21 protein-coding genes are annotated in these 19866 nt (G+C 69.5%); 11 read left to right on the plus strand and 10 right to left on the minus strand.

Annotated elements, in window-relative coordinates; all coding sequences use genetic code 11:
- The first annotated feature begins 14 nt into the window (after nt 1-14).
- Nucleotides 15-1139: a protein-L-isoaspartate O-methyltransferase family protein gene (locus AC5L36_RS19465; RefSeq protein WP_441218057.1), complete on the plus strand. Its 1125-nt coding sequence runs from the start codon at nt 15-17 to the stop codon at nt 1137-1139.
- Here AC5L36_RS19465 and AC5L36_RS19470 read toward each other — a convergent pair.
- The gene (locus tag AC5L36_RS19470) at nt 1110-2699 is read right to left on the minus strand and encodes a phospholipase D family protein (RefSeq protein ID WP_441218059.1); all 1590 of its coding nucleotides are present in this window, start codon (nt 2697-2699) and stop codon (nt 1110-1112) included. The genes AC5L36_RS19465 and AC5L36_RS19470 overlap by 30 nt on opposite strands.
- A gap of 72 nt (nt 2700-2771) precedes the next feature.
- Here AC5L36_RS19470 and AC5L36_RS19475 point away from each other — a divergent pair, with 72 nt between their 5' ends.
- Complete coding sequence (locus AC5L36_RS19475) at nt 2772-2897, plus strand: hypothetical protein (RefSeq protein WP_441218060.1); 126 nt, start codon at nt 2772-2774, stop codon at nt 2895-2897.
- A gap of 1301 nt (nt 2898-4198) precedes the next feature.
- On the opposite strand, the gene AC5L36_RS19480 is transcribed toward AC5L36_RS19475, so the two are convergent.
- The 3 genes from AC5L36_RS19480 to AC5L36_RS19490 are packed head-to-tail and all read right to left on the minus strand — an operon-like array spanning nt 4199 to nt 6637.
- Complete coding sequence (locus AC5L36_RS19480) at nt 4199-5197, minus strand: pirin family protein (protein WP_441218062.1); 999 nt, start codon at nt 5195-5197, stop codon at nt 4199-4201.
- Nucleotides 5198-5208: 11 nt separating this feature from the next.
- Complete coding sequence (locus AC5L36_RS19485; RefSeq protein ID WP_441218064.1) at nt 5209-5673, minus strand: MarR family winged helix-turn-helix transcriptional regulator; 465 nt, start codon at nt 5671-5673, stop codon at nt 5209-5211.
- Between the two features lie 28 nt (nt 5674-5701).
- Entirely contained in the window at nt 5702-6637 is a 936-nt protein-coding gene (locus tag AC5L36_RS19490; RefSeq protein WP_441218066.1) for an NAD(+)/NADH kinase, read from the minus strand.
- Nucleotides 6638-6678: 41 nt separating this feature from the next.
- Here AC5L36_RS19490 and AC5L36_RS19495 point away from each other — a divergent pair, with 41 nt between their 5' ends.
- Together AC5L36_RS19495 and AC5L36_RS19500 are read left to right on the plus strand one after the other, a co-directional pair.
- On the plus strand, nt 6679-7263 hold the full coding sequence (locus AC5L36_RS19495) for a DUF1684 domain-containing protein (RefSeq protein ID WP_441218068.1): 585 nt from the start codon (nt 6679-6681) through the stop codon (nt 7261-7263).
- 19 nt (nt 7264-7282) lie between these two features.
- Complete coding sequence (locus tag AC5L36_RS19500) at nt 7283-8257, plus strand: D-alanine--D-alanine ligase family protein (RefSeq protein WP_441218070.1); 975 nt, start codon at nt 7283-7285, stop codon at nt 8255-8257.
- Here AC5L36_RS19500 and AC5L36_RS19505 read toward each other — a convergent pair.
- Genes AC5L36_RS19505 through AC5L36_RS19525 form a run of 5 tightly spaced genes read right to left on the minus strand, consistent with a single transcriptional unit; the run spans nt 8176 to nt 11841 of the window.
- Complete coding sequence (locus tag AC5L36_RS19505) at nt 8176-8733, minus strand: hypothetical protein (protein ID WP_441218072.1); 558 nt, start codon at nt 8731-8733, stop codon at nt 8176-8178. The two genes, AC5L36_RS19500 and AC5L36_RS19505, sit on opposite strands and share 82 nt — an antisense overlap.
- A 27-nt stretch (nt 8734-8760) precedes the next feature.
- A complete protein-coding gene (locus tag AC5L36_RS19510) occupies nt 8761-9198 on the minus strand; it encodes a GNAT family N-acetyltransferase (protein ID WP_441218240.1) in 438 nt (145 codons plus the stop codon).
- Nucleotides 9199-9203: 5 nt separating this feature from the next.
- Complete coding sequence (locus AC5L36_RS19515; protein WP_441218074.1) at nt 9204-10298, minus strand: sensor histidine kinase; 1095 nt, start codon at nt 10296-10298, stop codon at nt 9204-9206.
- Nucleotides 10291-10974, minus strand: coding sequence for a response regulator transcription factor (locus AC5L36_RS19520; RefSeq protein WP_441218076.1), 684 nt, complete (start codon nt 10972-10974; stop codon nt 10291-10293). The genes AC5L36_RS19515 and AC5L36_RS19520 overlap by 8 nt, the downstream gene beginning before the upstream one ends.
- Nucleotides 10975-11028: 54 nt before the next feature.
- Nucleotides 11029-11841, minus strand: a complete 813-nt coding sequence (locus AC5L36_RS19525) for a DeoR/GlpR family DNA-binding transcription regulator (protein WP_441218078.1) — start codon at nt 11839-11841, stop codon at nt 11029-11031.
- A gap of 298 nt (nt 11842-12139) precedes the next feature.
- On the opposite strand from AC5L36_RS19525, the gene AC5L36_RS19530 reads away from it, so the two are divergent.
- From AC5L36_RS19530 to AC5L36_RS19550, 5 genes are all read left to right on the plus strand, one after another.
- A complete protein-coding gene (locus AC5L36_RS19530; protein ID WP_441218080.1) occupies nt 12140-13444 on the plus strand; it encodes an ABC transporter substrate-binding protein in 1305 nt (434 codons plus the stop codon).
- Nucleotides 13445-13512: 68 nt separating this feature from the next.
- Nucleotides 13513-14472, plus strand: coding sequence for a carbohydrate ABC transporter permease (locus AC5L36_RS19535; RefSeq protein ID WP_441218081.1), 960 nt, complete (start codon nt 13513-13515; stop codon nt 14470-14472).
- 4 nt (nt 14473-14476) lie between these two features.
- Nucleotides 14477-15319 carry a carbohydrate ABC transporter permease gene (locus AC5L36_RS19540; protein WP_441218083.1) on the plus strand — a complete coding sequence of 281 codons (843 nt, stop codon included), beginning with the start codon at nt 14477-14479 and terminating at the stop codon, nt 15317-15319.
- 35 nt (nt 15320-15354) lie between these two features.
- Nucleotides 15355-16215, plus strand: a complete 861-nt coding sequence (locus tag AC5L36_RS19545; protein ID WP_441218085.1) for a ketose-bisphosphate aldolase — start codon at nt 15355-15357, stop codon at nt 16213-16215.
- Between the two features lies 1 nt (nt 16216).
- On the plus strand, nt 16217-17392 hold the full coding sequence (locus AC5L36_RS19550; RefSeq protein ID WP_441218087.1) for an ADP-dependent glucokinase/phosphofructokinase: 1176 nt from the start codon (nt 16217-16219) through the stop codon (nt 17390-17392).
- 165 nt (nt 17393-17557) lie between these two features.
- Here AC5L36_RS19550 and AC5L36_RS19555 read toward each other — a convergent pair whose 3' ends face one another.
- A complete protein-coding gene (locus tag AC5L36_RS19555) occupies nt 17558-18064 on the minus strand; it encodes a YflT domain-containing protein (RefSeq protein ID WP_441218089.1) in 507 nt (168 codons plus the stop codon).
- A 188-nt stretch (nt 18065-18252) separates the two neighbouring features.
- Between AC5L36_RS19555 and AC5L36_RS19560 the strand changes: the two genes are divergently transcribed.
- A complete protein-coding gene (locus AC5L36_RS19560; protein WP_441218091.1) occupies nt 18253-18897 on the plus strand; it encodes a glycerophosphodiester phosphodiesterase in 645 nt (214 codons plus the stop codon).
- A 4-nt stretch (nt 18898-18901) separates the two neighbouring features.
- Complete coding sequence (locus AC5L36_RS19565; RefSeq protein WP_441218093.1) at nt 18902-19858, plus strand: DNA polymerase domain-containing protein; 957 nt, start codon at nt 18902-18904, stop codon at nt 19856-19858.
- The last annotated feature ends 8 nt before the right edge of the window (nt 19859-19866 follow it).

The following is a 19866-nucleotide window of genomic DNA, read 5'->3' on the forward strand; positions in this document are numbered from 1 at the left end:
CTTAGGGTGGTGTGATGGCCTCTTCCGTTGAGCTGCGCCGGCGCTTCGCCGATGCGCTCGTGCGCGAGGGGGCCATCACGCGTCCCGAGGTGGCCGAGGCGTTCGCCGCCGTGCCGAGGGAGGCCTTCGTCGCGGGCGGCTTTCACGGGCGCGACGGCACCTGGGTCGCGCCGGACGCCGGCGGGTTCCTCGACGCCGTCTACGTCAACGACGTCCTCGTCACGAAGGTCGTCGACGGCCGGGCGACGAGCTCGTCGAGCCAGCCGTCGCTGATGGCCGCGATGATCGAGGCGCTCGACCTGTCGCCCGGCACGCAGGTGCTGGAGGTGGGCGCGGGCACCGGCTACAACGCCGCCCTCATGTCCGCCGCGGGCGCACGGGTGACCACTGTGGACGTACAGCCGGACGTGGTGGAGCGGGCCGAGGCCGCACTCGCCACTATTTCCTCCACAGTGGACCTGCGGCTCGGTGACGGCTACGAGGGCTGGGCGGCCGGCGCTCCGTACGACCGCGTGATCGTGACCGTCGGCGTGGCCGGCGTCTCGCCGCTCTGGCTCGACCAGCTCGTGCCCGGCGGCTTCGTGCTCGCGCCGGTCCGCCACGCCGGCCACCACCCGGTGCTCCGCGCGGCCAGGGCCGGCGACGGCACGGTGCACGCGGCGGGCGTGTGTCCGGCCGGCTTCATGTCCGCGGCCGGCCCGCTCTCCGCCGTGTACGCCGGGGCACACCCGCTCGGCAGCGGCCCGCTGTCCCCGCCGACGGTGAGTCGCCCGGCCCGCTTCGACCCACCGCTGGACGTGTTCCGCTACCACGACATGTGGTTCGCGCTGGGCGTCTGGGACAGCCGCACCACGTACGCCCAGCCGCCCGACAGCGCGGGCAACGGCGGCTGCGCGCTGCTCGACGAGACCCCCGGCGGCGGCGCCACGATCTGGCCGGACGGTGCGGTGCGGGGCAGCGGCCCGCACGCGGTGGCGTTCGCGGAGACGGCGAGCGGGCTGATCGACCGCTGGGTCGCGCTGGGCCGCCCCGCCGTGCCCGCCTGGCAGGCACCCATGGCACTCGACGGCGACCTGAGCCAGCCCATCTGGGTGCCCCGCGACTGGCGCCTACCAGGTGCCGGACCGGCGGTGGCGTAGCGAGCGGCCGTCCGGGTCGTAGACGAGGCGGTAGGCCGGGACCGCCCACAGCCTGGTCAGGCGGGACAGGCGCTCGGGCTCGTGTGGCACGAGGCGGCCGGGCGGGCGCGGGCCGACCTCGCCGGCGTCGTGCCAGTCGGCGAGGGCCTGCGCGTACGCGGTGACCGCCGCGACCGCGTCGGCCGGGTCGATCAGGTCGGCGTCCTCGCTGCCGTCGGTGGCGCGGTCGAGGTGCTCACGCATCAAGCGCAGGCGCAGGTCGCGGGCGAACCTCCGGGCCCCCTCGCCCAGTCCGGCCGGGTCGGTGGGGGAGCGGTCGTCGCGGGTGTCGTCGAGCACCGCGCAGGAGAGCTCGCTGTCGTGTGTCCACGAGCGACGGTTGAAGTTGTCGCTGCCCACGCTCGCCCACACGTCGTCCACGACGCAGACCTTCGCGTGCACGTACACAGGGCCGCCGGCATGGTTTTCCACGTCGAAGACATGGACGCGGTCGCCGGCCGCGCGGCGGCAGACATCCAGCGCCTTGGCGCGGCCGATCAGGTTGGGTGGCCAGGCGAGCTTGCCGTCGACGTCGGGATAGCGGGGCACGACGGCGATCAGGTGGAGGTCGGGGTTTTCGGTCAGCGCGCCCGCGAAGAGGTCGGCCACCTCGCGCGACCACAGGTACTGGTCCTCCAGGTAGATCAGGCGCCGCGCCCGCTTGATCGCCTTGGTGTACCCGCGGGCGATGGTCCGCTCCCCGCCCGGCGCGAAGTCGTACGCGTTGCGCAGCGACGGGTACGTGCGCAGCACCTGCACCGCGTGCGGGCCGGTGGGTGGCGGGTCGGGCGGCTGGGGCGGGAGCTCGCCGGCGGACAGGTCGGCACCGCCCACCTTGTCGCGAAACCAGGCGATCGGGCTGTGCGAGTCGAGCGGTGTCGGGTCGTTCCACCGCTCCCGGAACGACGTGTCCAGCGCGCCGACCGCCGGCCCCGTCAACTGGAGCTGCACGTCGTGCCAGGGCGGGTTGGAGCCGTACCGCGACGACATGCGCACCGCCTGCGGGTCGCCCCGGTGGTCGGCGTCGTCGCGGCGGCTGTGGCACAGGTCGATGCCCCCGGCGAACGCCACGTCGTGCTCCGGCCGGCCGGGATGGCGGAGCACGACGAGCTTCTGGTGGTGCGAGCCGCCGCGGCGCACCCGCTGGTCGAGCAGCACCTCGCCGCCGGCCGCCTCGATGGCCTCGCCGAGGTGGCGGTTCTCCTCCTCGCTGTACTGGAGCACGTCCAGATGCGAGCGCCACATGAGCCCTTTGACCACGACACCGCGCTTCGCCGCCTGGCAGAAGAGCTCGGCGACGGTCGGCCCGTCCGGTCGCATGCGCTCGTCCGGGTCACCCCGCCAGTCGGTGAAGAAGAGGTGGTCGCCCTCCGACATGCGCTCGACGGCGTCGGTCAGGCGATCGAAGTAGGCCGAGCCATGAATCAACGGCTCGGCCGTGTTTCCTTCCGTCCAAGCGGGTATGTCGGATACGTCGTTACCGCGTTCCGGCGCGGTGAGGAACCAGTTCGTCAGCGGCACGAATCCGTGATTACCCAGGTAGGGGTGCCGCCATAACGTCAATGTGACCAAGCGAGACCACAGGAGGCCACAGTGACCACCGAGTCCATCACCACCGAGCGCGCCGCGCAGCCCGCCGAGGCCGGCCGTGGCCTGCTGCTGACCGTGCTGCTGATGGTCGTGCTCGGCGTCGCCGGCATGTACCTCGTGTCCCTCTGATCGCGCTCACCCCGACGGCTGCGCCGGACCCCGCGGCCCGGCTGGGTGAGTGCGCGGGATGCCCTTGCTCTGCTTCCCTAGAGTGACCGCCGCCATCGACCGCGTGTAACCCCCGAATCCAAGGTCTCTAGAGCGCCGCTTTCGGAGTCGGGGTGGCTTCGACCCCCTGAGCCCCTCTTTTTGGACAGAGTTTTGAGCTACCGCGACGTCCGTCGTGGTCCAGACCGTTGCTCCCGCGGCCTCACCCGTCCGCCGCTGGTCGCGCTCACCCCTTCGCGCAAATTGAGCTCGCGCTAGGCGGTGGTCGACGTTTGTCCACAATGTCTGTTGCTGGATCGGGGATCCGGGAAAGCAACGGGGGGTTTCGTCGCCGTGGGCGTGATTCGAGATCTTGGAGAGTTAGGGCGCCTCGACTTTCTGGCTTCGTTTGTGGTCGCGGTTACTTCGGCGCCTCTGGCGGGGGGCCTCGGGCTCCGGCCGGGGCCGCCTGGCCTTGTTCGGTCTGTTGGTGGGTGGTTGCGGTGGGAGCGGTGCCGTATGCCGTCGTCCAGGCTGAGCCGAGCAGACCAGCGCCGCGGCCGCCAGCCGCCGTCTGATGGTTGCGGGTTCGTGGTTCGTGGCGGCCGGCGCTGGTCTGCTTCCCGTGCGGGTGGACGACGGCATACGGCACGGCTCGGGCTTCGCGCGCTGATATTTATGCATCGTCTGGGAGTAGATCTAGAACACTTGTGGTTGCCCCTTCGACCCTAAGTGTTCTAGATCCATTTGAGGTGTCTCTTGCTGCGGACAAGAGAAGCGACAAATGGTTTATAGGTGGCGGTGGAGGTGCCTCGGGGGCGCGCACGGGTGCATGGTTATGCACCACGTGGCATTTCTACGAAAGCCGAGCAACCCTAAGCTTCCAGATCTCGAAGTCTCGTCCCTTGGCTGGTTACGCTGCGTCAGTATGGCCCGGGTAGGGGCTGCGAAGACAGCCTTCGGGGCTTGTCCCGCGGACCTGGCAGTGGACGGCCGGAGGTTTCGGCTCGCCCTGCGAGCCGCCGGCCGGGAGCGGTGCCCGCGGGAGCATCCGGTCCGCCGCTGACACGGACATGGGCAAATATGCCTCGAAGCAACACGACGGGCGGCGACCCCGACCCCGAAAGGTCTCTGGAGCCCTTTCCGCCAACCCACGCCGAGATGATGCCGCGTGAGCAGACGGGGCGCCGGCATGCTCGACTCTTGACGGGTCGATCGGTGTCGGGTGAGGCCGCGGGAGCAACGGCATGGACCACGACGGACGCCGCGGTAGCTCGAATCTTCTAGGACGTGGTTGGTGGCTGCTCCGAGTCGCTGGCGTGCGGGACCCGCTTGGCGGGGATGACCCCCAGCCGGCCCGCCTGGTAGTCGTCGAACGCCTGCGCCAGCTCCGCGCGGGTGTTCATCACGAACGGGCCGTAGTGGGCGACCGGCTCGCGGATCGGCTCGCCGCCCATGATGTACAGGTCGAGTGCCGGCGTGTGCGAGTCCTGCTTTTCGTCGGCGGTGACCCGCAGCGCCTCGCCCGGCCCGTGCACCGCCATCTGTCCGGTGTGGACCGGGCGGCGGTCGGTGCCGACCGTGCCGCGGCCGCCCAGCACGTAGACGAGGGCGTTGTAGTCCGATCGCCAGGGTAGGTCGAGTGCGGCGCCGGGCTGGAGGGTGACGTGGGCGATCGTGATCGGGGTGTGCGTGGTGCCCGGGCCCTGGTGGCCGTCGATCTCGCCGGCGATGACCCGGATGAGCGCGCCGCCGTCGGGCGTGGTGAGCAGGCTCGCCTCGCGGCCGCGGATGTCCTGGTAGCGCGGCGGGCTCATCTTCTTCACCTTGGGCAGGTTGACCCACAGCTGGAGGCCGTGGAAGAGGCCGCCGCTGACGACGAGGTGCTCGGGCGGCGCCTCGATGTGCAGGATGCCCGCCCCGGCGGTCATCCACTGCGTGTCGCCGTTGGTGATCGTGCCACCGCCGCCGTTGGAGTCCTGGTGGTCGAAGATGCCGTCGATGATGTACGTGACGGTCTCGAAGCCGCGGTGCGGGTGCCACGGCGTGCCCTTCGGCTCGCCGGGCGCGTAGTCGACCTCGCCCATCTGGTCGAGGTGGATGAAGGGGTCGAGCTCGGTCAGCGGCACCCCGGCGAAGGCGCGGCGCACCGGGAAGCCCTCGCCCTCGAAGCCGCTGGGCGCGGTGACGAGGCGGCGGACGGCGCGGTACTCCGTCGTGGCCGGGTCGAGCTTGGGCAGGCGGGGTAGGACAAGGACGTCGTCGACGGTGATGGCGGGCATGGCGGTGCTCCTTAGCTGGCCACGGACGAGGCGCGTAGGCGCTCGCCGAGCCGGGTGAAGACGCGGGTGAGGACGGCGGTCTCGGCCTCGTCGAGGTCGTCCACGAAGTGGGCGCGCACCGAGCGGAGGTGGTGCGGCGCGGCCTCGCGCAGCGTGCGCAGGCCCTCGGCCGTCAGCACGGCCTCGCTGCCGCGGCGGTCCTCCGGGCAGCTCTCGCGGGCCACCAGCCCGCGCTTTTCCATCGAACCGATCTGGTAGGTCAAGCGGCTGGGCGAGAACACCAGCCGGCTGGCCAGCTCGCCCATCCGCAGGCGCCGGTCGGGCGCCTCGGAGAGCAGCACGAGCACGTGGTAGTCGGCGAAGGTCAGCCCGCTGTCGGCGCGCAGATCGTCTTCGAGCTGGGTCATCAGCCGCTGGCTGGACTCGATGTATGCCCGCCAGCCAGCCATCTCCGTGGGGGTGAGCGGCTCGGCCATGCCCCCATGTTACTTCAAATCTGAAGAACTACCAGGCGCGGTCGACCTCGGTCGAGCCGGTAAGCCTCAGCTTGCGCTGGGCGCGCTGGTAGAACGTGGTGTGGCCGAGGCGCACCACGCTCGCCGCACCCGGCACCGCGGCCACCTCGACCGTGTCGCCGGGGCAGAGGCGGCCGACCACGGCGCCGTCCGACTCGACCTCCAGGTCGCCGCTGGCCGGCAGCACGCGCAGCGCCACCTTTTCGCTCTCCGAGAGCACGAGCGCCCGGTTGTACGCCGAGTGCGGCGCGACCGGCGTCACCACGAGGCCCTGCGCGCGCGGCGAGACGATCGGGCCGCCGGCCGAGAAGCTGTATGCCGTCGAGCCGGTCGGGGTCGCCACGATCAGCGCGTCGGCCACGTAGTGGATGAAAGGGTGCCCCTCGACGAACAGCTCGACCGCGGCCATCGGCCCGCCCGGGCGGCGCACGAGCGCGACCTCGTTGAAGGCGAGCACCTCCTGGTCGTGAAACCGGGAGCGGACCGCCGAGCGCGCCTCGACCGTGAACCGCTTGTCGTCGATCGCGGAGAGCGCCTCGGGGAGCTGGGGCACGTCGATCTCGGCGAGGAAGCCGAGGCGGCCCAGGTTGACACCCAGCACGGGCGCGCGGCCGCCGCAGGACAGGCGCATCGAGCGGAGCATCGTGCCGTCGCCGCCGAGGCTCACGACGAGGTCGGACTCCTCGGCCAGCTTTTCCGGCGGCACGGCCGTGGCACCCTCGGTGCGGGCGACCTCCTCCGGCAGCCCCAGGAGCGTCGCCTGGTGGCCCCGCACCCAGGCGCTGATGGTCGACATGGCCGCGCGGCTGTCACGCTGTGGATGCAGCACCAGCCCGACCGTGTGGATCATCGGGGTGTCCGGGAAGTCACGGACAAACGGTAGCAGCGAGGGCCGCTGCGTCGTGGGCGCAAAGTAGTGCCTCATCCGCCGTGAATACGTTGGATGGGCGGTTAGGGTTCGAGAGCGTGGAAGATCTAGATCTGGCGGACTGGCGCGAGCGGGTCGCGCGCATGTACCTCTCCGGGCTCGACCTGGGCGAATTCCGCGCGGCCCGAGACCGGTTGTTCGCCGAACACGCACAGTCACCCATCCCGCCGCACGAGCGCGCGAGCTTCGCCGGGCTCCGCTACTTTCCGGACAACCCGACCGCGGTCGTCGAGGTGCCCCTCGAACCGGCCGAGGGCACGCTGGAGATCGACACTGGCGGGCCGGACGGCGTGGTGCGGTACCGGCGGGTGGCGCGCGCGATCACACCGTGGGGCCCGCTGACGCTCTTCTGGATCGAGGCGTACGGGGGAGGGCTCTTCCTGCCGTTCCGGGACGGCACGTACGGGTCGATGACGTACGGCGCGGGGCGCTATCTCACCGACACGGTGAAGGGCACCTTCGGGCGGGGCGTGGTGCCGCTCCCCGGCGGCCGGGTGCGGCTCGACGTCAACTACGCGTACAACCCCAGCTGCGCGTACGACGACCGCTGGGCCTGTCCGCTCGCGCCGGAGGAGAACCGCCTCGCCGATCCGATCGAGGCCGGCGAGCTCACCTACCACTGAGCTGTGGTTGAGTGGACCGATGTCAGAGCTTGGCCGCGTACTCGTGCTCGCCGGAGGGCTCTCCCCCGAGCGGGAGGTGTCCCTGCAATCGGGGCGGCGGGTCTTCGACGCGCTGCGGCGGCTCGACGTCGACGTCGAGCTCGGCGATCTGGGTCCTGACCTGATGGAGACCCTTGTCGCCGACCCGCCGTCGGTGGTGCTGCCCGTCCTGTACGGCAACCCGGGCGAGGACGGCACCGTCCGGGAGGTGCTGGAGCTGGTCGGCGTGCCGTACGTCGGGGCGTCGGCCGAAGCCTGCCGGCTCGCGTTCGACAAGCCCCTCGCGAAGGCGCTGGTGGCCCAGGCGGGACTCGACACGCCGGCATCCGTGACGCTGCCGCGGGAAGCCTTCCACGACCTGGGCGCCGCCCCGTTGATCTCGCTCATCCTCAAGCGGCTCGGCCTGCCCCTGTTCGTCAAGCCGCGCGCCGGCGGATCCGCCTTCGGCGTCAGCCACGTCAAGGTCGCCGATCAGCTCCCGGCGGCGCTGATGGCGTGTTTCGCCTACCACGACACCGCACTCATCGAGCGAGCCGTGGTCGGCGTCGAGGTCGCCGTCGGCGTCGTCGACCTGGGAGACGGGCCGGTCGCGATGCCAGCCGTGGAGATCGTGCCCCGCAGGGGCATCTACGACTACGCGGCCCACTACACCGCGGGGGCGACGGAGTTCTTCTGCCCCGCCCGCTTGAGTGAGAGGGCGGCCGCGGCGGCCGCACGGGCGGCGCTCACCGCGCACGCGGCACTGGGCCTGCGCGACTTGTCGCGGACCGATCTCATCGTCGACAAGGACGACCGGGCGTTCGTGTTGGAGACGGCCGTCGCGCCCGGTCTCACCGACACCTCCACCTTCCTGATGGGGCTCGCGGCCAAGGGCTACGCGTTCGAACGCGTCTGGGTGCAGCTGGCGAGGCTTGCGGAGGCGCGGGGCAATCCGGCGGCCGTGGCGCGGTCGTGAGGCACGCCGCCGATCAGCAGCCGGGCGACATGCTCGGGCACGAGCGCGGCGATCGTGCCGCGGGCCGCCGGCTGACGCCCGTCGAGATCGGCCAGCACCGACGCCACGAGGTCACGCACCCAGGGAAGGTCCGATGAGCCGAGGAGGAGTGCGAGCTCGTCGTCGCTGACGTCCGCGAAGGCCATCTCGATGATGGCGAGCGCGCGCGGCGACGTCCGGCTGGCGGCGGCCCAGCGGAGAAGGTCGACGAGAGGCAGCGCGGGTGCGGGAGGTACGCGCACGTCGAGGACGTCGGCGAGCACCACGTCGTGGGTGTGCATGACAGGCGCGAGATCCTCCAGCAAGGACGCCTCGTCCACGGCGAGAAGGCACAGATGCGAGAGCGCCTCCAGTACCTCACGAATACCGAACCGGGGGCCGGTCAGATGCACCCGGAATCGGCCAGTCCCGATGTCGACCGGCACGATCAGGCTCACCGGCTCGGTGGCGTATGCGCTCAAGGGCTACTCCGGGCTCAGTTGCTTTCGGAAACGTGCCGAGCGCTCGCACCAGTCGTCGTATCCGTGGGACCGGTAGAACCGGTGGGCCCGGTCGCGGCTCCGGTTGCTGGTGATCTCCATTTCCTCGCAGCCGGACTGTTGGGCAAGCTGTTCCGCCCGGTCCAGCAGCGCGTGTCCGACCCCGGTGCCGCGGTGCCGATCGTCGACGACGAGTGCGACGAGCCGGGCGATGGGTTGGTCCCGGTGGATGAGCGGGATGAGACATAGCGCCGCGAGCCCGGCCACGGTGTGACCGACGTCGGCGACGAGCAGGTGCCGTTCGGGGTCTGCCGCCCACTCGTGCGCTCTTCGCGTGGCCTGCTCCGGTGAGGCCGGGTAGCCGAGCTGTGCCAGCAGGGGCACGATGTCGAGGCCGTCCTGCGGGCGGCAGTTACGGATCATCACGGTCACGGTCGGCTTTCATCCGCCGGTGGTGCGGCGGGCAGTCGCACCTTGACCCGGAGCCCTCCGTCGTCGCGGGGGGTGAGGGCGAGGAAGCCGTCGTGTGCTTGGACGATGCTCTTGACGATCGCCAGGCCGAGACCGACGCCCGCGTGGCCGTCACGTATCCGTCCGGTGCCGCGCTGAAACGGCTCGACAATCGTGGAAACAAGGTGCGGGGAGAGCTTCTCGCCGGTGTTTTCGACAGTGAGCACCACACTGTTGGCGCGAACGCTTGTCGTGACCCACACGCTGCCATGTGCGGGCAGGTTGTGGATTATCGCGTTGTGCACGAGGTTCGTGGTCATCTGGAGCAGGAGCGCGTGGGAGCCGACGGTGGTGGCGATGGCACCGGAGGACTCAAGAGCGAGGCCGCGTTTTTCCGCCAGCGGGAGGAGCGTTTCGATCGCTTCTTCCGCGATGAGGGACATGTCGACGTGCTCCCGGGCGAAGGACCGCTGGTCGGCGCGGCTGAGCACGAGCAACGCCTCCGTGAGGTCGATCGCTCGGCTGTTGACGTAGTGGAGGCGTTCGACGAGTTCGCCGCTGTCGCGTCTCGGGTCGTTGCGGGCCACGTCGAGCAGTGTCTGCGTGACCGCCAGCGGGGTGCGCAGCTCGTGGGAGGCGTTGGCCGCGAACCTCTGCTGTTCGGCGGCGTGTGCCTCGATCCGGGCGAGCATCGTGTCGAAGGCGTCGGCGAGTTCGCGAAACTCGTCCTGGTGGCCTTCCAGCTGGATCCGGTGGGAGAGTGACCCGTTCGCGGCCAGGCGGGTGGCGTTCGTGATGCGGGTCAGGGGCGCCAGCATGCTGCCGGCGAGGATCCATCCGCCGACGAGGCCGAATACCAGCAGGAACACCATGACCGCGGCCGCCTTCGGCGCGAAGGCGTCCACCAGGTCGGACTTGCTTGGCATGCGCATCGGCGCGTTGACCACCTCGGGTACGTAACGCAGCAGGAAGAACCACACCACGGCGAGCAGCAACGCACCCGCGATCATGAGAAAGGCCGCGTAGCTGAGCGTGAGTTTGAGGCGAACGCTCAGGCCGGGTGCCCTATCCACGGTCTCCTCCCGCCGGTCCTGTGTCGATGCGGTAGCCGACGCCGGCCACGGTGGCGATGATCCCGGGCTCACCGAGTCGTTTGCGCAGTGCCGAGACCGTGATGCGCACGGCGTTGGTGAACGGGTCGGCGTTTTCGTCCCACGCCCGCTCGAGCAGCTCTTCGGCGCTGATGACACCGCCTTCGGCGGCGACGAGGACCTCGAGCACGGCGAACTGCTTCCGGGTGAGCGCGATGTACCGGCCGTCCCGGTAGACCTCCCGGCGGAACGGATCCAGCCGCAGGCCGGCGATCTCCCGCACCGGTGGCCGGTTGTGCGCGCGCCTGCGGTCGAGTGCCCTGAGCCTGAGCACGAGCTCGCGGAGTTCGAACGGCTTGCTGAGGTAGTCGTCGGCGCCGAGCTCGAACCCGGACACCTTGTCGTCGAGCCGGTCGGCGGCGGTGAGCATCAGGATCGGCGTGCCGGTGCCCGAGGCGACGATGCTTTTGGCGATCTCGTCGCCGGAGGGGCCGGGGATGTCGCGGTCGAGGACGGCGATGTCGTAGGCGTTGACGCTCAGCAGCTCCAGAGCTGTGTCGCCGTCGCCGGCGATGTCGGCCGCGATCGCTTCCAGGCGCAAACCGTCACGGATGGCCTCCGCCATGTAGGGCTCGTCTTCGACGACCAACACACGCATGATCCCAATGCTACGAACCAGCACATATCGTCGACCTATCAAAAAACACTTGGCTCAGTCGTCGGGCATCACCAGCTCGACCTCGTTTTCGCGGAGGGCGTCGAGAAGGTCGCGTGGCGGGGTGGAGTCGGTGACCAGGTAGTCGGCACGCCCCAGCTCGGACACCTGGGCGAAGAGCCGCCGGCCGAACTTGGACGAGTCGGCCAGGATCGCCACGCGCGCCGCCCGGGAGATCATCTCTTGCATCATCGCCGCCTCGGCGAGGTTGCTCGTCGTGTATCCGGCGACCGCGGAGACGGCGCCGACGCCGATCAGCGCCAGGTCGCAGCTGATGTCGAGCTCGGCGCCGCCGGCCGCCCGGAAGCTGACGGGGCCGGTGGTAGCCAGCGTGAGGGTGCGGACCGCGCCGCCGAAGAGGTACACGTCGCGGACGGCCGCGGGAGACAGCGCCGGGGGCACGAGCAGGCTGTTTGTCGCCACCGTGAGGTCGCGATGGTTGCGCAGGCTCTTGGCGACGGCGAGGGTGGTGGTGCCGCCGTTGATCATGATGACCGAGCCGTTTTCCACCAGCGCCGCGGCGAGCTCCGCGATCTTCTCCTTCTCCCGCTTTTCCAGGTTGAGCCGCACGTCGACGGCCCGGTCGACGCGGGAGAAGGTCGACTGGCTGACCGCTCCGCCGTAGGTGCGGACCAGGACGCCGTCGGCGCTGAGCTGGTCGAGATCGCGCCGGATGGTGTCGATGGAGACGCCGAACCGGTCCGCGAGCGCGGTGACCGTGACCTCACCGGTCTCCGCCACGTACGCCGCCAGCTGGGCCTTGCGACCCGCGGGCAGGCGACGCTGCCGGTCCTCCTTGTCTAGAGCCACCGATCCTCCCATGTCTGCGGTAGTCAGGCCGGCGATCGCGCGCCGGGAGGGCCCAAAGAACGCTTAGAACGGCAGGGTACAGCATCGTAGCGCCCGTTTCGTGCCACATGAGGCGAGGATCGGCAACGCGGGCGGGTCGAGTGTGCCGGATTCGACCACAATATCCCATTCAAGATGCGAGACTATGCAGTCTCTAGCCAGATGTTGCAGTACTAGGCCTTGTGGGGGGTGTAACGTGCTGTTAACGTGGCGCAAACCTGCAAAGAGCGGTAACACCTTTACATTGAAGGAGTTCGCAATGATCGGAGGCGGCACCGGGGTGCGCGGCCGACTGCGGCAGCTACTCGGGGTTATGGCGGTGGCGGCTGTGGTCGGCACCACCGCGGTGGGGTGCGGTTCTGACGAGGGATCGAGCGGTGACGGGGGCGGGGCCGTCACGCTGGAGTTCGCGCAGTGGTGGGCGCCGGAGCTTCCGGCGGGATCGTTCGACAAGCTCATGGCGGACTTCACCGCGCAAAACCCGAACATCAAGGTCAAGCTGCTGAGCGGGCCGTACGCGTCCACCAAGCAGCAGCTGGTGTCCGGCGCGGCGTCCAAGACGCTGCCGGACGTCGTGGGTCTCGACGGCGCCTGGGTGAGCGACTTCGCCAAGCAGGGGGCGATCGCCGACCTGAGCGAGCTCATGACCGACGCGAGCTACGACTCGAGCCAGCTCGCGAGCCAGATCCAGATCCAGGGCAAGACCTACATGATCCCCGTGGTCAACTTCGTGTACCCCCTGTTCGTCAACAACGACCTGCTCGCCAAGGCGGGGGTCACGGCGCCGCCGAGCACCCGCACCGAGTTCCTCGACGCGGCCAAGAAGGTCACCGCGCTCGGTGGCAACGTCAAGGGCTGGGCGCTCCCGCTCGACACCGCCGTGCCCAACGGCATCCAGAACGACGTCATGTCGTGGGTGTGGGCGTCCGGCGGCAGCATGCTCACCAAGGACGGAAAGCCCGATCTGACCGGCCAGCCCGTCAAGAGCGCCGTCGAGTACGTCAAGAGCCTGAACGACGCCGGCGTCATCGCACCCGGTTCGCTCACGATGAAGGAACAGGACAAGGTCGAGAAGTTCACCACCGGCCAGGTCGGCATGGTGATCGACTCCTTGGCGCACATCACGCTGATCAAGAAGAACAACCCGGACCTGAAGTTCACCGTGGCGCCGCTCCCGGCCGAGGACGGCTACACCGGCAAGCGGGGCATCCCGTACGCGTCGTGGGGCATCGGCGTGGCCAACTCGTCCAAGCACAAGGCCGAGGCGTTCAAGCTCGTCGAGTTCCTGATGGGCAAGCAGACCAACGCGGAGCTGAGCACGCTGGCCAACGGCTTCCCGGGCAACAAGACCGCCGAGCCCGACTTCACCAAGAGCGACCCGCTCTTCAAGACGGCCTTCGACATCTACCAGGCGGGCTACCCGGCCAACGAGTTCGTGGGTCTGCCGAAGTCCGAGGACCTCATGCGCAGCTTCGACGAGCAGCTTCAGCTCACGCTCACCGGCAAGCAGAGCGTCGACGACACGCTCAGCAAGTCGCAAGAGTCCTGGGCATCGGTGCTCTGAGCCTTTCCACAGATCGGGGCCGCGCCGCGCCGGGCACCGCGGCGCGGCCTCGAAACAAGGAGACATCGATGGATACTGCGAAACTGGATCGCGCGGCCCCGCCCGCCGCGCCGGTGGCATCGCAGACCCGCGCGGCCCATCGGGGCAGGGCGCGGCGTTTCTTCGCGAAGAGCGCCGCCCCGTTCGGCTTCCTCTCGCCGACGATCGTGCTGATCGCCGTCCTGATGATCATCCCGATCGGGATGGTGGTGAGCTACTCGTTCAGAGACACCGTCATCACCCAGCCGAGCACGGCCTTCGTCGGCTTCGACAACTACACGAAGGTGCTCTCCGACGCCGACTTTCGGGCGGCGCTGAAGAACACGTTCATCTTCATCACCGTGAGCACCTTCGCCCACCTCGTGCTGGGCCTGGCCTTCGCGATGATGCTCAACTCCTCGCTGCTGGGCCCGGTGACGAAGACCATCTTCCGGGTCGTCTTCATCTTGCCGTGGCTCTTCACGGTCGCGGTGATCGCGGTCATCTGGCGGCTCATGCTCGACCCGTCCGGCGTGGTCAACTACCTGCTGACCACGGTCGGTGGCATGTCGCAGGGTGTCGACTGGCTCTCCGACCCCGGCAAGGCCCTGTGGGCGTTGACATTCATCAACATCTGGGCCGGCTACCCGTTCTTCATGATCAGCATCCTCGCCGGACTCCAGGGCATCTCGCCCGACCTGTACGAGGCGGCCTCCGTCGACGGCGCCAGCCCGTTCCGGCAGTTCTGGAACGTGACGATCCCGCAGCTGCGGCCGGTGCTCGTCAGCATGGCCGTGCTCGACCTGATCTGGACCTCTCAGCAGTTCGCCCTCATCTGGATGACGACGGGCGGCGGGCCGCTGAACGTCACGGAGATGCTCAGCACCTACACCTACAAGCAGGCCTTCAGCAGTTACGAGTTCGCCACCGCCTCCGCCAGTGCCGTCATCGTCCTGCTGCTCACGATGATCCTGGCGGTCTTCTACGTCCGCCTGCAAAAGGAGAGGTGATCGCGTGCTCACCCGCAAGCGACGGCGCCTCGGCGCGAAGATCGCCCTGCTCGCCGGGCTCTGCCTGGGCGCGGCCTTCGCCGGCCTGCCCGTGCTGTGGATGCTGTCGACGTCGTTCAAGCCCAACGGCGAGGTCTTCGCCGTCCCGCCCCGACTGGTCACCGGCAACTTCTCGTTCGACGCCTACCGCGCGATCCTCACCGACGGCGCCCAGCTCCGGTTCTTCCTCAACAGCTACGTGGTCGCGCTCTCGGTCACCGCGCTGACATTGCTCGTCGCGGTGCTCGCGGCCTACGGGTTCAGCCGCTACGAGTTTCCGCTGAAGCGGTCCATCAACGCCGTGATCGTCAGCGTCCAGGCGGTGCCGCCGATCACGCTCGTCATCCCCTACTTCGGGCTTGTCGTGACGCTCGGTCTGTACAACACGTATCCCGGGCTGATCCTCACGCACATGGTGTTCACCCTGCCGTACGCGATCATCATGATGACCGCCTACTTCAACACGCTCCCCAAGGAACTCGACGAGTCCGTCAAGGTGGACGGTGCGTCGAGCTGGACGGCGCTGTGGCGGGTGCTGGTGCCCATCTCGGTGCCGGGGATGGTCGCCGTCGGCGTGTACACCTTCATGATCTCGTGGAACGAGTACCTCTTCGCGCTGACGCTCACCCGCACCGACAACATGCGCACGGTGCCGATCGGCATCCAGCTCCTGATGGGTCAGCACTCCTACGAGTGGAACCAGATGATGGCCATGAGCATCCTCGGTTCGATCCCGGTCCTCATCTTGTTCCTGCTCTTCCAGCGGCGTTTCATCGGCGGCCTCACCTCCGGTGCCGTCAAGGCCTAGATCAAGCCACCCAATCAACAAGGAGAAATGCAGCTATGCTGACGACCGGCAAGGCGATCCTGGACGTTGCGAATGAGAAGAATTTCGCCGTGCCCGCCTTCAACATCAGCGATTACGCCATGTTCAACGGCATCGTGGACATCAGCGAGGAAAAGCACGCGCCGCTGTTCATCGGGATCCATCCCGACGAGGTGCGGCACATCGGAGTCGACGTGATCGCCGCTATGACGCAGCGGGCCCACCGCTCGTCGGTGCCGATCGCGATCCACTGGGATCACGGCGCCACGTACGAGGAGATGCTGACCGCGATCCACGTCGGCTTCACCTCGGTGATGATCGACGCGTCGCTTCAATCCTTCGCGGACAACGTCGCGATCTCCCGGAAGGTCGCGGAGACCGCGCACGCGGTCGGCCTGTCGGTCGAGGCGGAGCTCGGCACGATCGGCAAGGCCGACAGCGAGGGCGAGGCCGGCACCGACGCCATCATCTACACCGATCCGGTCGACGCCGTGACCTTCGTGCGGGAGACGGGCGTCGACAGCCTCGCGGTGGCCATCGGCACCTACCACGGCCTCTACCCGAAGACCTTGAAGCCGGAGCTCAAGCTCGACCTGCTCAAGGAGATCAAGGACCGGGTGCGGATCCCGCTCGTGCTGCATGGCGGCTCGGGAAACCCGGACGACGAGATCGCGCAGTCGGTCAAGCTCGGCATCAACAAGATCAATATCTCCAGCGACATCAAGGTGGCGTACCACGCGAAGATGCGCGAGGTTCTCGCCGACGCCGGGCTGCGCGAGCCGCTCAACATCCAGCCGCCGTGCATCGCGGCCATGAAGGCCGTGGCCGCGCACAAGATCGACCTCTTCGAGGCGACCGGCAAGGCCGATCTGTACTGACATGAGCGGCCACGTCGTCCTGGGCCTCGGCGGAGGCGTCGACTACGAGCTCAAGCTGTCCGCGCCGATCGTGGAGCAGCTCGTCCGCGAGTACCGGATCCGCGCCGCCGAGCTGACCGCGGCGACGACGGTGGCCAGCGAGCGCGAGCTGGTCATCTCGATCCTCACGTACCTGAGGAAGGGCGGGGGAGGCGAGCACTTCGTCGCCTCCTCCGCCGGGCTGAGCACGTTCGCCGCGCGCTTTCCCACCCGCACGACCCTGGGCGGCACCTCCGTGCGGGCGGCGATCGAGATGAGCCGGCTCGGCGTACCGTCCACTTTGCACCTCGTCAGCATCAACGACGTCGTCCGCCGCCTGCTCCCGCCGGACTGCGACTACATATGCAGCGACGACAAGGACACGTTCCACCCGCACCTCATCGTCCAGTACGACCAGGGCGTCCAGGTGCGGGCCGGTGACATCGACATCGCCGCGCCGTTCCCCAACCGGCTGATCTACGTCAACGACCCGCCGAACGGTTCCATGCTGCTGAGCCCGGAGCTGGGCCGGCTGCTGCGTTCCGCGCGGGTCTTCCTGATCTCGGGGTTCAACGCGATCCGCGACCAAGGGCTCCTCGACCAGCGCCTGGCCACGCTGCGCGGCCACATGCGGCAGCTCCCCGCCGGGGCGGTCGTCTACTACGAGGACGCCGGGTTTCACGAGCCGGGGTTCAGCCAGCGGGTCCGTGACGCGCTCGTCGACGTCATCACCGTCTACGGGCTCAACGAGGACGAGCTCCAGGCATACCTCGGCCGCACGGTCGACCTGCTCTCGCCGGCGGAGGTGGCGCGGGCGCTCGAAAAGCTGCGCGCCCTCATCCCCGTCCCGACGCTGGTCCTGCACACCAAGTACTGGTCGGCGGCCGTCGGCGAGGGAGCCGGCGGATACGCGGCGGCGCTCGACGAGGGCATCGTGGTAGCGAGCGCCCGCTACAGCGCCGGCGACTACGAACTGATGCGGCTCAGACCGAGGCGGCCGGCGGCGGTGGAGTTCGCCGCGGCCCTGGAGGAGCGGATGGGCGGGGGCGCCCGCTGCCTTCCCGGCTTCCACCTCGACGTCGCCGAGCCGACGACCATCGGGCTCGGCGACGCGTTCGTCGGCGGCTTCCTCGCCGCCCTCGTGCGCGGAACCCCCTAGACCTTCAGGAGACGGGGTATCCGCCCACGTCTGTCAGCTGTAGACCGTATGCTCCCGCGGGCACCGCTACGGCGGACGGGTGAGGCCGCGGGAGCAACGGAGAGCGACCACGACGGGCATCGCGGTAGCCCAAGATAGATCGTCCAGGGCTTGTCGCGACCGGACCTAGCCGGCGCCGCTGGCCTGCCAGTTGAGGCGGGTGAGCAGCTGGCGGGCGGCGTCGGCGTGTTCGGCGTCGACCGTCACCGCGTACTGCGCGGCCTGAAGCGAACTGGTCGACGTGAAGTCGCGGCGGCCGCCGGTCATCGCGTGGGCGATCGCGCCGAAGACGGCGCCCCACAGCGCGCCGATCAGCACGCCGGCGAGGATCACGCCGAGCCAGTTGGAGTCGCTGAAGATGCCGAAGAGCAGGCCGATGAACAGGCCGAACCAGGCGCCTGTCGCGGCGCCCGCCAGGCCGGCGCGGACCACCGTCATGCGGCCCAGCACGTTTTCCACCAGGCGTAGGTCGGTGCCGACGATGGCGGTGCGCTCGACCGGAAACTCGTTGTCCGACAGGTAGTCGATCGCCCGCTGCGCGGCCGGGTAGTCGGGGTAGCTGGCCACGGTGACCGTGGGGCGGGCGGGCGTCTCGGCCCCGCCGACCGGCGGCCCTGTCCAGGATTGGGTCATGAGAGCCTCCTCGGGGCTGTGCTGGTCGCGCTAGCTCCGCTCGCTGGCGTCTCCCGGGGTGGCCGGCGCGCTCCGCGCTGGTCGGCGGTGGAGCTTGCCAGCTTCCGGGGCGGTTTCGCCACCAGCGTGCCACTCCGGGCGGTTCCCCGTCACGAGATCGGGCAAACGCCGGCGGGATACCCTGAGCCGTGCCTCAGCAGCTCATGGCCATCGCCCACCGCGCCGGCAACGACACGCGGGGCCTGCGGGCCGCCCTCGACGCCGGCGTCGACCTCGTCGAGGCCGACATCCATCTCTTCAAGGGCGCGCTGGAGGTACGCCACCTCAAGACGCTCGGCCCCGGGTGGCTGTGGGACAAGTGGGTGCTCGTGCGGCGGCGCGACACGGTACTCCCGGAACTGCACGAGGTCCTGACCGCCGCGGACGGTGACCATCGGCTGATGCTCGACCTGAAGGGTCCGGCGGCGGCGCTGGCGCCGCGGGTGGCGGCGCTGCTGCGCGAGGCCGCGCCCGACGCGCCGATCACCGTGTGCACGAAGCACTGGGGGATGCTCGACGCGTTCGAGGAGCCGGTGCGGCGGGTGCTCTCGTCCAGCAACAGGGTGACGCTGCGGCGGCTGCGCGCACGGGTGCGCCACCGGCCGGCGTACGGCGTCTCGATCCGCCGCGAGCTGCTCACCCCGGAGGTGGTCGCCGAACTGCGCGAGTCGGTCGAGGTCGTGATGGTGTGGCCGGTCGACACGCCGGAGGCGCTCGCGCACGCCCGCCACCTCGGCGTATCCGCGGTGATCAGCAAGAACCTGGACCTGCTGCGCGAGGTGATGGCAGGGTAAGGCGATGGGTGCGGATGAGGAGCGCGACGGGGTCGCACTGACCAACCTCGACCAGCCGCTGTTCGAGGGGGCCGGCGCGACCAAGCGGGAGCTCGTCGACTACCTCGACGCGGTGCGCGACCGCATCATCCCGGTGCTGCGCGACCGGCCGCTCTCGGTGATCCGCATCCTGCGCGGGCAGGACGCGTTCATGCAGAAAAACCTCCCCAAGTACACGCCGGAGTGGGTGCCGACCGTCGAGCGGTGGGCGGACGCGTCCAAGCGGGAGGTGCGCTACGCCCTCTGCAACGACCGCCGCACGCTGCTGTGGTTCGGCAACCAGCGGGCGATCGAGTACCATCCGGCGCTCGTGCGCGCGGATCGGTGGCACCACGTCACCGACCTGATCCTCGACCTCGACCCGCCGGAGGGCGACGACTTCGGCCCGGTGGTGGCCGCGGCCGGGCTCGTGCGGCGGGCGCTTGAGGACGCCGGGCTGTCCGGCGCGGTGAAGACAAGCGGCTCCAAGGGCGTGCACATCTTCGTGCCGGTCGACGAGTCGGTGTCCATAGAGGACGTCGCCGCCGCCACCCGCGCGCTCGCGGCCCGCGCCGAGCGGCTCGACCCGGCGATCGCGACCACCGCGTTCATCAAGGAGGACCGAGCCGGCAAGGTGTTCCTCGACTCCACGAGGTCCGGCGGCGCGACGGTCGTCGCCGCGTACAGCCCGCGGCTGCGTCCCGGCCTGCCGGTGTCGTTTCCGGTCGCGTGGGACGACCTCGAGCGGGTCAAGCCGGCCGACTTCACCATCCACACCGCGGTCGGGCTGCTCGGCGACGCCGACCCGTGGGCGGAGCGGCTGCCCGCGCCGCAGCGGCTCCCGGACGACCTGGTCGCCGAGGGCCACACGATCCCCATCGCCCGCGTGCAGGCCATGCACGAGGGCAAGCGCCGGGCTCGCGCGCGCCGCGAAGGGGTTTGACGGGTACA

The sequence above is a fragment of the Phytohabitans sp. LZ39 genome, from assembly GCF_059359075.1.